Genomic DNA, 12,391 nt, shown 5'->3' on the forward strand with positions numbered 1-12,391 from the left:
TGCGCCAGCATTTACTTCGTTATTACTTGGGTTGGCGTGGCTTAACTGCGCCGTTCGACGATAAACCGGGCCAACTCGCGCAGTGGCTCCGCCGCCTGGCCGAACGGACGCAAGGCGTGCAGGGCCAAATCGCGAAGCTCAAGGGCATAAGCCTTGGCAGCGTCCAGGCCGAGCAGGGCCGGGTAGGTGGGTTTGTCGTGGGCCTGGTCCTTGCCTTGAGTTTTGCCCAAGGTGGCGGTGTCGCTTTCCACGTCGAGGATGTCGTCCTGCACTTGAAACGCCAGGCCGATGGCCCGGGCGTAGGTGTGCAGGGCTCTGAGGGCGTGATCGTCAGCCTGGCCGCTGGCCAGTGCACCGAGCTGAACGCTGGCTTCGATCAAGGCGCCGGTCTTGTGCCGGTGCATGATTTCCAGGGCGTTCTGGTCGAGTTGCTGACCAACTGAACCTAGGTCGATGGCCTGACCGCCGACCATGCCAGCCGGTCCGGCTGCGCGGGTTAGGGCGCTGAGCATGGCCAGGCGCAGGTCGGCGTCATGCGGGTTGTGCACCGGGTCTGTGAGCACTTCAAACGCCAGGCTTTGCAGGCCATCCCCGGCGAGAATCGCGCAGGCTTCATCAAATGCAATGTGCGTGGTCGGCTGGCCACGGCGCAGGTCGTCATCGTCCATCGCCGGTAAATCGTCGTGCACCAGCGAGTACGCGTGAATCAGTTCGACGGCGCAGGCGGCGGCATTGGCGCGCTCAGGCGTGCCGCCGAGGGCTTCGCAGGCGGCGTACACCAGCAGGGGGCGCACGCGTTTGCCACCATTAAACAGGCTGTAGCGCATGGCGGCGTAAAGGCGTTCCAACTCGGGGAGCGGACTATGAAGAAGGGCCTCCAGCGCGGCATCCACACGCTGCTGGCAGCTGCTCTGGTAGGCCGCAATCATGCGGACTGTTCCGCGTCGAAGGGGGCTTCCTCCAGTTCGCCGTCGCGCTCCATAAGGATTTGCACTTTTTGCTCGGCTTGGGCCAGAGCTGCTTGGCAGTCGCGGGTCAGGCGCACGCCCTGTTCGAAGGCGGTCAGCGAGTCTTCCAGCGACAACTCGCCATTTTCCAGACGTTCGACCAGGTTTTGCAGATCAGTCAGGGATTGCTCGAAGTCGAGCGTGGCTTTTTTGCGGGCGGCCATGGCGGGTATCTCGGGGTGGATCAGGGAATCGGAACCGGCGCGACACTAGCAGAGCCGCGCCGCACGGGCAAATCAGTGGGCGTGATCTGGGCCTGTGGGAGGCGCTTTCGGCTCTGGCTCCTGCTTCGCCCTACCTCCTGCATCCATGCAGTCGTAGTGGCGGGGTGTTATCGCGGCTAAAGCCCCTCCCACAAGGCGGTGACTTAATGAGATGGCTATCAGTCGATCACGCCATGCCCGCGCGCCATCAGCACCGCCAGCAGCGGGATGATCAACAGCAAGAGCAGCTCCAGACGGATCACGCCGGTCACCAGCTTCGCCTGCCGGGCGCTGACCGATGGCACGTCACCGGCCTGCAGGCTGTTGCGCCAATTGAGGAAGACAAAAGTCGGTATGACGGAAATCAGCCCAATGACGATAAACAGGCCGACTTTGGCATGAAACAGGCTGTTGCCCAGGTAGTAATCCAGTCCTTTGCCGTACCACAGCACGCGCGCCAGCCCGGTGAACAGCACCACCCCGGCGCACACGCCATAGGCCAGGTCGGTGATGATCAGGTTGCGCGCACGGCGCAAATCCAAGGGCAGCTTGAACTGCACATGCTCAATACTGAGTAGGGCAAACAGCAGGAAAATCGACAGGTAATGCAGATACACGACGAGGGAGTGGGCCATCAAGTGTCCTTATTGTGCGGGTTAAACCACAGGTCGCGGCGAGTCAGGTGGTAAGCATAGCCGCCCAGGCATAGGCCGCGCAGGGCCATAAAGGTGAGCAAGGCCAGCCACAGGCCGTGGTTGCCCAAGGGTTGCAGCCACCACGCCAGCGGCAGGCTGAGCAGCAGGGCAATGAGCATGGCGTTACGCATTTCGCGGGCGCGGGTGGCGCCGATAAACAGACCGTCGAGCAGGTAGCTCCACACGCCGATCAACGGCAGCACGGCCAGGTAGGGCAGGTAGGTCAGGGCGGTGCTGCGTACGCTGTGGATGGAGGTCTGCAAGCTGACAAACCACGTCCCGCCCAGCCAGAACAGCAGGGCGAAGAGCAGGCTGGCCAGCAGTGACCAGGTCCCAGCCACCAGCAGGCTGCGGCGTAACGCCTGCCTGTCCCGCGCACCCAGGGCATGGCCGCCGAGCGCTTCCACGGCATGGGCTAAACCATCCAAGGCGAAGGCGCTGAGCATCAGACCGTTGATCAGCAATGCGTTGGCCGCCACAGTGGCGTCGCCCAGACGCGTGCCTTGTACCGTGACCAGAAAGAACGCCGCTTGCAGGGCCAGGGTGCGGATAAAAATATCGCGGTTGACCGCCAACAGCGGCCGCCAGCTACGCCACAGACGCAAGGCCGGCCAATGGATACGCCCCGCCTGACGCGTGATGGCCTGGCGCGCCAGATATAACCCGAGCAGTGCGCCGCTCCACTCCGCCAGCACCGAGCCCCAGGCCGCGCCAGCCACCTCCCAACCCAGCCCGAGGACCAACAGCAGGGTCAGGACCACGTTGAGCAGGTTGGTACCGAGCATGATCAACAGCGGACCGCGCGCACTTTGCGTGCCCAGCAGCCAGCCGATCAACGCATAGCTGGCCAGCGCCCCGGGCAGGCCGAACAGCCGGATATGCAGGTACTGGCGCGCCAGTTCATCCAACTGCGCCGAGGGCTGCATCAGGTCCAGAATCGGTGCGCTGAACAGGCGCATGAGCAGACCGAGGATAAGCGCCAAGCCGCCACCCAGGAGCAAGGCCTGCAGCAACACCTGGCGCAGCGCGCTGCCGTCTTCGCGCCCAGCGGCCTGGGCGGTAAAGCCCGTGGTGCCCATGCGCAAAAAGCCCACGCTACCGACCAGCAACCCATACAGGCTGGCACCCACCGCCACTGCGGCCAACTGATGGGCGTGCGGCAGATGGCCGATCACCGCGCTGTCGACCAGCGCCACCAGCGGCACCGACAGGTTGCACAGGATCATCGGCGCAGCCAGCGCCCAGACCCGTTTGTGAGTCGGCGTGTGCTGCCAGGCGTCGCGTAAGGTGTTGATCACATCAAACTCAATATTCAGCTACAGGGCTGCAACAAACGGCGCGGGGGCGTGTCACAGGCGGACTATTAAACACCGATCGGCGGGCGTGCGCTGCTGAGCAATTTTGCGGGCGCGCGCTTAGATCTCCTTGGGCCGCTCGACTATAGTGTCAGGCCTCTGCACCCACCCTTGTTGGAGCCCCGCAATGCCGAAGAATGGACTGCTTCTGGCACTTGTCCTGAGTCTGCTCAGCGCCTGTGATTCATCCACCCCTGTGCCCGCCGAGGTCACGGCCACCCAAACCTCTGCAGCCAGTTCGGAGTCGGCCAGGCCGGCGATTGACCGCCAGGCACTGGCCGAGCGCTACGCGGGCCGCGAGCTGACTGTGGTCGATGTCTCGGAGGTGCAGTTGGATGGCGCGAGCACGCTGTCGATCAGCTTCTCCGTACCGCTCGACCCGGAGCAAAAACTTGCCGAGCGCCTGCACTTGGTCGACAGCAAAGACGGCAAGGTCGACGGGGCCTGGGAGCTGAGCGACAACCTGATGGAGGTGCGCCTGCGCCACCTGGAGCCGCAGCGCAAGCTGGTGCTGACGGTGGATGCCGGGCTGCTCGGGCTGAATGGCAAAAGCCTCGCCACCGAGCAGGTCACTCGCCTGGAAACCCGCGACCTGCAAGCCAGTGTCGGTTTCGCCAGCCGTGGCTCCTTGCTGCCGACCCGCTTGGCTGAAGGCTTGCCGGTGATTGCGCTGAACGTCGACAAGGTGAATGTCGAGTTCTTCCGCATCAAACCTGAGTCGCTGCCGGCTTTTCTTAACCAATGGGGCCGTTCGAGCAACCTGGATAACTGGGAGGCGCGCAGCCTGTTGCCGATGGCTGAGCTGGTTTACGGCGGCCGTTTTGACCTGAACCCGGCGCGCAACACCCGCGAAACCCTGCTGCTGCCGATTGCCGGTCTGGAGCCGTTCAAACAACCCGGCGTGTACCTGGCGGTGATGCGTGAAGCGGGCAGCTACAACTACTCGCAACCGGCCACGCTGTTCACCCTCAGCGATATCGGCTTGTCTGTGCGCCGCTACCAGAACCGTCTGGATGTCTTTACCCAAGCGCTGGCAGGGGGGGATGCCCTGGGCGATGTCCGCCTGGAAATCCTCAATGGCGAAGGTCAGGTGCTGGCCGAAGGCCAGACCGACAGCCGTGGGCATGCCGAGCTACCGCTGCCTGCCAAAGCTGAGGTGTTACTGGCCCATCAGGCGGAGCAAACCAGCTTGCTGCGTTTGAATAGCGCAGCGCTGGATCTGGCCGAGTTCGACATTGCCGGCGCTGTGGCTCATCCGCTGCAGTTCTTTGTGTTCGGCCCGCGTGATCTGTATCGTCCCGGCGAAACCGTGCTGCTCAATGGCTTGCTGCGTGATGCCGATGGCCGCGCGGTGAATGCCCAGCCGGTGAATGTGGAAGTGCGCCGCCCGGATGAGCAGGTCAGCCGCAAATTCGTTTGGCAGGCCGATGACAACGGCCTGTACCAATACCAACTGCAACTGGCCGATGAGGCGCCGACTGGGCGTTGGCAGCTGCTGTTTGAGTTGGGCGATGGCCGTCAGCAGTTGTATGAATTCTCCGTGGAAGACTTCCTGCCCGAGCGCATGGCGCTGGAGCTAAAAGGCAGCGACGCGCCTTTTAATCCGGGCGAGAACGCCCAGTTCGAGGTGACCGGACGTTACCTGTACGGCGCACCGGCCGCTGGCAATCGGCTCAGTGGCCAGCTCTATGTGCGCCCGCTGCGTGAGGCGGTGCCGAGTTTGCCGGGCTACCAGTTCGGCTCCATCACCGAAGAAGAACTGAGTGAAGACATTGAGCTGGATGAAGCCAGCCTCGACGAGCAGGGCAAGGCCAGCTTGGATATCGAAAGTCGCTGGGGCGATGCCAAGTCGCCGCTGCGTCTGATTCTGCAAGCCAGCCTGCAGGAATCCGGCGGCCGTGCAATTACCCGGCGGATTATCCAGCCGGTCTGGCCAGCCGAGCGCTTGCCAGGCGTGCGTGGCTTGTTCGATGGCGAAGAAGTGGACGCCGACAGCCTGGCCGAGTTCGAAGTGCTGGTGGCTGATGCTGAGGGCAACAAGCTGGCCGCTGATCAGCTCAGCGTGCGCCTGATTCGCGAGCGCCGGGACTACTTCTGGAACTTCTCCGAAAGCGAGGGCTGGAGCCACAACTACACCGAGAAATTCCTCACACTCAACGAGGAAACTCTCAAGGTCGCAGCCGGTGGCACCGCCAAAATCAGCTTCCCGGTGGAGTGGGGCCCGTACCGCGTCGAAGTGATTGATGCGCAAACCGGCCTGCTCAGCAGTCTGCGCTTCTGGGCCGGCTACCGCTGGCAGGACAACGCCGATGGCGGTGCGGTACGCCCGGATCAAGTTAAGCTGGCGCTGGATAAGCCCGCTTATGTGGATGGCGACACCGCTCAGGTCACCGTCACCCCGCCGGCTGCGGGCAAGGGCTACCTGATGGTGGAGTCCAGCGAAGGGCCGCTGTGGTGGCAAGAGATCGACGTGCCGGCCGAGGGCAAGACTTTCGAGATCCCGATTGCCAAGGACTGGGCGCGGCATGACCTGTATGTCAGCGCGCTGGTGATTCGCCCCGGCGAGCGCACGAGCAATGCCACGCCTAAACGTGCTGTCGGCCTGCTGCACCTGCCGCTGGAGCGCGCGCCGCGCAAATTGGCGCTGACCCTGACCGCTGCGGAGAAGATGCGCCCCAACCAGCCACTGAAGGTCAAGGTGCAGGCGCGCAACGCCGACGGCAGCATCCCGAAACAGGCGCAGGTGATGGTGGCCGCGGTTGATGTCGGCATCCTCAATATCACCGAGTACGCCACGCCCGATCCATTCGCCAACTTCTTCGGTCGCAAGGCCTATGGCGCGGATCAGCTGGATATCTACGGGCAGTTGATCGAAGCCGGCCAAGGCCGCGTGGCCAAACTGGCCTTCGGTGGTGACGCAGCATTAGCCGGTGGCGGCAAACGCCCGGACACCAGCGTGCTGATCGTCGCGCTGCAGAGCCAACCGCTCACGTTGAATGAGCGTGGTGAAGGTGAAGTCAGCTTGTCTATCCCCGACTTCAACGGCGAATTGCGTCTGATGGCGCAAGCCTGGATCGATGAGCATTACGGCATGGGCGAAGGCAAAACGGTGGTCGCTGCGCCGCTGATCGCCGAGCTGTCCGCGCCACGCTTCCTCGCTGGCGGTGATGAAACCACCCTGGCCCTGGACCTGAGCAACCTGTCCGGGCGCGAGCAGAAACTCGATGTGCAACTGAGTGCCGAAGGTCAGCTGCGTCTGGCGCAGAACCCCGGTGCGGCGGTGGCACCGATCACCCTGGCCGATGGCCAGCGCACCATTTTGCGCATTCCGGTGACTGCATTGGGCGGTTATGGCCAAGGGCGCTTCAAAGTCAGCATCAACGGCCTGGCTCTGCCGGGTGAAGAGCTGCCGCCGTTCAGCCGCGAGTGGACGCTGGGCATTCGTCCGGCCTACCCGGCGCAGTTGCAGCATTTCCGTGCAGTGCTCAAAGATGAGCCCTGGTTGCTCCCGGCTGATGCCCTGAGCGCCTTTGAAACAGCCGGTCTGGAAGCGCGCTTGGCGATCTCCAGCCGTCCGCCGCTGAATCTGGGCGAGCAGATCCGCGCGCTGAAAGCCTATCCCTATGGCTGTCTGGAGCAGACCACCAGCGGTCTGTACCCGTCGCTGTACGCCGATGCGGCCACGCTGAAGCGCCTAGGCGTAGAAGCCGAGCCGGATGAGCAGCGCAAGCGCGCCATCGAGCTGGGCATCGAGCGGTTGCTGAGCATGCAACGCTACAACGGCAGCTTCGGCCTGTGGGGGGCGGACAGTGATGAGGAATACTGGCTGACCGCTTATGTCAGCGACTTCCTGCTGCGCGCCCGTGAGCAAGGCTTCGGTGTGCCGGAAGACGCGCTGAAAAAAGCCAATGAACGCCTGCTGCGCTACCTGCAGGAACGTCACCTGATTGAGGTCAACTACAGCGATAACGCCGAACACAGCCGCTTTGCCGTGCAGGCCTACGCCGGTTATGTGCTGGCGCGCAGCCAGCAGGCGCCGCTGGGTGCTTTGCGCAGCCTGTATGAGCGGCGCAGCGATGCGCTGTCCGGCTTGCCGCTGGTGCACCTGGCCGTGGCCCTGGAGAAAATGGGTGACCAACCGCGTGCCGATGAACTGCTTAGCGCTGGCCTGGCCCGTGGTCGTGACAGCAACAGTTGGCTGGCCGACTACGGCAGCCCGCTGCGCGATCAGGCGCTGATTCTGGCGCTGCTGGAAGAGCACGGCCTGGCCGGCAACCGCACCGAAGAGCGGCTGTTCAACCTGGCCGACGAAGTGGCCGGGCAGCAGTGGCTGTCGACCCAGGAACGCAACTCGCTGTACCTGGCCGGGCGCAACCTGCTGAGCAAGCCGGAGCCAAACTGGAGCGCCGCGCTGCAAAGCGGCAGCCTGGCCTTCGACCTGAGCAATGCCCAGCCGGGCCTCAAGCTGGATGGGGCTGATCTAACCGCACCGTTGAGCATCCGCAACTCAGTGAGCAATCCGGGCGATACGCCGCTGTATCAGCAGCTGACCCTATCCGGTTATCCCAGTCAGGCCCCAGCTGCCGGTGGCGAGAACCTCAGCATTTACCGCGAATACTTAGGCATGGACGGTGAGCCGCTGGACATGAGCAACCTGCAAAGCGGCGAGCTGGTGTTGGTGCACCTAGCAGTATCCGCCCAGCAGCGTGTGCCAGATGCCCTGGTGGTCGATCTGCTGCCGGCGGGTCTGGAACTGGAAAACCAGAACCTGGCACAAAGCGCTGCCAGCCTCGACGATGCCAGCAGTGCGGTGAAAGAGTGGCGCGAATCGATGCAGAACGCGGCGATCAAGCACCAAGAGTTCCGTGGTGATCGCTACGTTGCAGCGCTGGACGTCAACGGCTACGACACCACCCACCTGCTGTACCTGGCCCGCGCCGTCACGCCCGGCAGCTACCGCGTGCCGCCACCGCAGGTGGAGTCGATGTACCGGCCGAACTGGCAAGCGCTGGGCGAAAGCCCGGGGCGTTTGGTGGTTAAGGAGCGTTGATTTTATGCCCCGGATTTCATCCGGGCTACGTGCTAGTCGCGCACAGCAAGCTAGGTAGCCCGGATGCAATCCGGGGCAATCTTGCGGACAAGGAGGTCTGCGTAATGGTGAATTACCGACGCGCGAGAGTGGCGGGAGCTTGTTATTTCCTGACCCTTACCCTGCAAGACCGGTCTTCAGACCTGCTTGTCAGGCATCGCCTCGAACTGGGCAGGGCTTTGCGGCACATGCAGCAGCACAAGCCCTGCCGCTTACCTGCAATTGTCCTACTGCCAGATCATGTGCACCTGTTGATGAGTTTGCCTGAGGGTGATGCCGACTATTCATCGCGCATTCGCCTGTGCAAAGCCAGCTTTGTCCGTGAGATACGCGGGCGAGACGATGTCGATATCAGGTTGAATGCCAAAGGCGAAGCGAACGTGTGGCAGCGTCGGTTTTGGGAGCACTTGATTCGCGACGAACAGGACTTCGCCGCGCATGTGGATTACATCCATATCAATCCGCTAAAACACGGGCTGGTCGAGAGGGTACAAGATTGGCGGTTCTCCAGTTTCCACAGCTATGTTCGCTCTGGCTTGCTGCCTGCACACTGGTCCGGAGGGGCAGAGCCTGCGGTCGTTCATGCGGGGGAGTGATGGCGTTCCCGGATTTCATCCGGGCTACAGATGGTGAACTTAACTGATCAGACCGCTCAGCAACCATAAACCGAGCACCAACCAGATCACCCCGGCGATGATCGAGCGGCGGATAAAAGCGCGTACCGCCAGGTACAGCAGCCACAGGCCGACCACCAGCACCACAATACTCAGCAAGGAGGGCGTCACCCCCAAGGCCTTGGACATGCCCGCAATAAAGCTGCTGATGGCCGAGCCGAAAACGTCAAGGAAGCCGCTCAGCCCTTCCACGATAAAACGGATCACCGAGCCGACCGCTTCACCCAATGATTCAAAAAAACCGTCTACACCCATTATTCGTGTTCCACCTAACTGGCGCTTGATGACTGCTGCGCGCCAGTGTGACAGGCATTTGGCACAATGGCAGCGCTGTTGGCAGTTTGCCCGCACAGTACGCGATACAAGGACTGGACCCGCGCATGAGCCGTGTTAAAGCGTTGTACCTCTTGGCTATCAGGCTGTGGCGTGAGCGACTGTGGCCGCTGCTGCGCCGTCCCTGGCTGGCTATTCCGCTGTGCCTGCTGCTGATTCTGGCGCTGGCCGACCGGCTGTTCCCGCTGCCTCTGCCCAGCGATGATCTGGCGCGTGTGGTGTTGGCTGAGGACGGTACGCCGCTGTGGCGTTTTGCTGATGCTCACGGTGTGTGGCGCTATCCGGTGAGCCCCTCGGAGGTGTCGCCGTATTACCTTGACGCGCTGTTGGCCTATGAGGACCGCTGGTTCTATCAGCATCCCGGCGTTAACCCACTGGCACTGGGCCGCGCCGCCTGGCAGAACCTGCAGGGCGGACGGGTGCTGTCCGGGGGCAGCACTTTGTCGATGCAGGTGGCGCGCCTGCTCGATCCGCATGCACGCAGCTACAGCGGCAAACTCAAGCAACTGTGGCGCACGCTGCAGTTGGAGTGGCATCTGTCCAAGGATGAGATTCTCACCCTCTACCTCAACCGCGCACCCTTTGGCGGCACGCTGCAAGGGGTGGCGGCGGCCAGTTGGGCGTATCTGGGTAAATCACCGAGCCAGCTGACCCGCGCCGAAGCGGCGTTGCTCGCGGTGCTGCCGCAAGCGCCGAGTCGTTTGCGCCCGGATCGTCACCCTGAGCGTGCGCAGGCGGCGCGCGACAAAGTGCTCAAGCGTCTGGCCAGCTTCGAGGTATGGCCGCTGTTGGCGATCAACGATGCGCTGGAAGAGCCGGTACTGCTCGCCCCGCGTCAGGAACCGCGCCTGGCACCGCTGCTGGCGCGGCGATTGAATAAGGCCGGCAGCCCGCCACTGATTCGCACCACCCTTGATGCCGCCTTGCAGCGCCGTCTGGAAGACCTGTTGCTCGGTTGGCGGGCGCGCTTGCCGGAGCGCACCTCAGCAGCGATGTTGGTGGTGGAACAGTCGAGCATGGCGGTGCGCGCTTATGTGGGCTCAATTGATCTCGGCGATGCCAAGCGCTTCGGCCATGTCGACATGATCAACGCAGTGCGCTCGCCCGGCTCGACGTTGAAGCCCTTTCTCTACGGCATGGCGCTGGATGAAGGGCTGATCCATTCCGAATCGCTGCTGCAGGACGTGCCGCGCCGTTATGGTGATTACCGGCCGGGCAACTTTGCAGCGGGTTTCAGCGGTGCAGTGTCGGCCAGTCAGGCGTTGGCCACATCCTTGAATCTACCGGCCGTGCAACTGTTGGAGGCTTATGGACCGAAGCGCTTTGCCGGTGAGTTGCGCAGCGCTGGCGTGCCGCTGTTGCTGCCGCCACTGGCCGAGCCCAACCTGGCGCTGATTCTCGGTGGCGCGGGCAGCCGGCTGGAGGACCTGGTCAGCGGTTACAGTGCCTTTGCCCGTGGCGGCATGGCCGCACGTTTGCGCTTTCAACCGCAGGATGGCCTGCACGAGCGGCGCTTGCTGTCGCCAGGTTCCGCGTGGATTGTGCGGCGCATCCTCAGCGGTCAGGCGCGCCCGGACCGCGACCCGCGAGCGCAACTGGTGCAGCGCCCGACCCTCGCCTGGAAGACCGGCACCAGTTACGGTTTTCGCGATGCCTGGGCGATTGGCGTGGCACCGCGTTACCTGATAGGCATCTGGATCGGTCGCCCCGATGGCACGCCGGTGTCCGGGCAGTTCGGCTTGGCCTCGGCGGCACCGTTATTGCTGCAGGTGCATGATCTGTTGGTCAATCGTGACAGCCAGCGCGGCATCGCTCTGCCGATTGACCCGCAGCCTGCCTCGGTCGGTGTGGCCGCGATCTGCTGGCCGCTGGGCCAACCGCTCGACAGCCGTGACCTCAACTGCCGTCGCCAACGCTTTGCCTGGACGCTGGATGGCACCACGCCACCGACCTTGCAGGCGCTTGATCAGCCGCTGGGCTTGGGTTTACAGGAAACCATCTGGGTCAATGCCGCCGGACTGCGTGTTGATGCCAGCTGCTCTGGGGCCATAGCACAGCGCTTGGCGCTATGGCCTGCGCCGCTGGAACCTTGGCTGCCGCGTCGTGAGCGGCGCAGCGCACGGCTGCCAGCGTTAGATCCGCACTGCCCTCCGCCGCAGGTGACGGCCAGCGCGCCGCTGTCGATTGTCGGCGTGCGTGAGGGGGATCGCTTGCGCCGTCCGTCCGGCAGTGCCGAGCCGCTGAGCTTGCAGCTTTCTGCTCTCGGCGGCAGTGGTCGGCGCTGGTGGTTTATTGATGGGCAGCCGGTTGCAGAAACCCGTGTCGACGCGCCGCTACGCCAGCACTTTAGCCGTGTCGGGCGCTACCAACTGAGTGTGCTGGATGAGAGCGGGCAGACGGCTGCCGTGAGTTTTACCCTGCAGAATTGAGTAAATCGCTGCTTATTCGCCGCTGATCATGGTCATGCGCAGGAGCGTCGCGTTGCGGTTCGTCGCGCCAACACTCAGGGGGTAGCTGGCTGGTCTAAAACCAATAGTGGGTGTGCTGCGTTGAATCTATACATAAGCCCGTGAGGTCAACATGCTGACATGGCGAGGGTTGGGTGGATTGCTTGGGGTCGTTCTGGCATTGAACGGGCACGCTGGCGTGTTTCCCGAGCGACCCCTGACCATGGTGATCGGTTATGCGGCAGGCGGCAGCACGGATGTGCAGGGCCGCGTGCTGGCCGAGGTGTTAGCCGAGCAGCTGGGCCAGCCGGTTACGGTCAGTAATCTGCCTGGCGCGGGCGGGGCAGTGGCGGCTTCGATGCTGGCCAGCAGCACTGAGCAGGGCTATGTCTTTCAGTACGGCATTTCTTCGACCATCAGCATTTCGCCCTTGCTGGCACCGGCGTCATACAACCTCGACAGCTTTACCTATGTGGCGGGGCTGTCACTCGTGTGGGAGGAAAATAAAGTGTCATCCTAACTACAGGACCCTGCAACGTAGCAATTCCTGCAAAAATCCATTTAAAACAATGACTTATTTCAATTCTG

9 protein-coding genes are annotated in these 12,391 nt (G+C 63.0%); 4 read left to right on the forward strand and 5 right to left on the reverse strand.

Features of this window, described 5'->3' with window-relative positions; all coding sequences use genetic code 11:
* Positions 1-41 precede the first annotated feature (41 nt).
* From ispA to AUK77_RS17185, 4 genes are all read right to left on the reverse strand, one after another.
* Complete coding sequence (gene ispA / locus AUK77_RS17170; protein ID WP_296132130.1) at positions 42-929, reverse strand: (2E,6E)-farnesyl diphosphate synthase; 888 nt, start codon at positions 927-929, stop codon at positions 42-44.
* Positions 926-1,171 carry an exodeoxyribonuclease VII small subunit gene (locus AUK77_RS17175; RefSeq protein ID WP_296132133.1) on the reverse strand — a complete coding sequence of 82 codons (246 nt, stop codon included), beginning with the start codon at positions 1,169-1,171 and terminating at the stop codon, positions 926-928. The genes ispA and AUK77_RS17175 overlap by 4 nt, the downstream gene beginning before the upstream one ends.
* 218 nt (positions 1,172-1,389) lie before the next feature.
* The gene (locus AUK77_RS17180; protein ID WP_296132136.1) at positions 1,390-1,845 is read right to left on the reverse strand and encodes a DUF2214 family protein; all 456 of its coding nucleotides are present in this window, start codon (positions 1,843-1,845) and stop codon (positions 1,390-1,392) included.
* Positions 1,845-3,200, reverse strand: a complete 1,356-nt coding sequence (locus tag AUK77_RS17185) for an MATE family efflux transporter (protein ID WP_296132157.1) — start codon at positions 3,198-3,200, stop codon at positions 1,845-1,847. Before AUK77_RS17185 ends, AUK77_RS17180 begins: the two co-directional genes overlap by 1 nt.
* A gap of 187 nt (positions 3,201-3,387) precedes the next feature.
* Here AUK77_RS17185 and AUK77_RS17190 point away from each other — a divergent pair, with 187 nt between their 5' ends.
* Together AUK77_RS17190 and AUK77_RS17195 are read left to right on the forward strand one after the other, a co-directional pair.
* Positions 3,388-8,310, forward strand: a complete 4,923-nt coding sequence (locus AUK77_RS17190) for an alpha-2-macroglobulin (protein ID WP_296132140.1) — start codon at positions 3,388-3,390, stop codon at positions 8,308-8,310.
* Between the two features lie 104 nt (positions 8,311-8,414).
* Positions 8,415-8,945 carry a transposase gene (locus AUK77_RS17195; protein WP_296132142.1) on the forward strand — a complete coding sequence of 177 codons (531 nt, stop codon included), beginning with the start codon at positions 8,415-8,417 and terminating at the stop codon, positions 8,943-8,945.
* Positions 8,946-8,984: 39 nt separating this feature from the next.
* Here AUK77_RS17195 and AUK77_RS17200 read toward each other — a convergent pair whose 3' ends face one another.
* Entirely contained in the window at positions 8,985-9,278 is a 294-nt protein-coding gene (locus AUK77_RS17200) for a hypothetical protein (protein ID WP_296132145.1), read from the reverse strand.
* Positions 9,279-9,403: 125 nt separating this feature from the next.
* Between AUK77_RS17200 and pbpC the strand changes: the two genes are divergently transcribed.
* Positions 9,404-11,785: a peptidoglycan glycosyltransferase PbpC gene (pbpC, locus tag AUK77_RS17205; protein WP_296132149.1), complete on the forward strand. Its 2,382-nt coding sequence runs from the start codon at positions 9,404-9,406 to the stop codon at positions 11,783-11,785.
* A 151-nt stretch (positions 11,786-11,936) separates the two neighbouring features.
* Positions 11,937-12,323 carry a tripartite tricarboxylate transporter substrate-binding protein gene (locus tag AUK77_RS17210; protein WP_296132152.1) on the forward strand — a complete coding sequence of 129 codons (387 nt, stop codon included), beginning with the start codon at positions 11,937-11,939 and terminating at the stop codon, positions 12,321-12,323.
* Positions 12,324-12,391 lie beyond the last annotated feature (68 nt).

The organism is Pseudomonas sp. Ga0074129, assembly GCA_001465025.1.
Classification (GTDB): Bacteria; Pseudomonadota; Gammaproteobacteria; order Pseudomonadales; family Pseudomonadaceae; genus Aquipseudomonas.

Bases quoted from the DNA above. Each gene is read 5' to 3' on its own strand.
- AUK77_RS17190 (WP_296132140.1), top strand. From the start codon at position 3,388: ATGCCGAAGAATGGACTGCTTCTGGCACTTGTCCTGAGTCTGCTCAGC.
- AUK77_RS17210 (WP_296132152.1), top strand. From the start codon at position 11,937: ATGCTGACATGGCGAGGGTTGGGTGGATTGCTTGGGGTCGTTCTGGCA.
- pbpC (WP_296132149.1), top strand. From the start codon at position 9,404: ATGAGCCGTGTTAAAGCGTTGTACCTCTTGGCTATCAGGCTGTGGCGT.
- AUK77_RS17175 (WP_296132133.1), bottom strand. From the start codon at position 1,171: ATGGCCGCCCGCAAAAAAGCCACGCTCGACTTCGAGCAATCCCTGACT.
- AUK77_RS17195 (WP_296132142.1), top strand. From the start codon at position 8,415: ATGGTGAATTACCGACGCGCGAGAGTGGCGGGAGCTTGTTATTTCCTG.
- ispA (WP_296132130.1), bottom strand. From the start codon at position 929: ATGATTGCGGCCTACCAGAGCAGCTGCCAGCAGCGTGTGGATGCCGCG.
- AUK77_RS17200 (WP_296132145.1), bottom strand. From the start codon at position 9,278: ATGGGTGTAGACGGTTTTTTTGAATCATTGGGTGAAGCGGTCGGCTCG.
- AUK77_RS17180 (WP_296132136.1), bottom strand. From the start codon at position 1,845: ATGGCCCACTCCCTCGTCGTGTATCTGCATTACCTGTCGATTTTCCTG.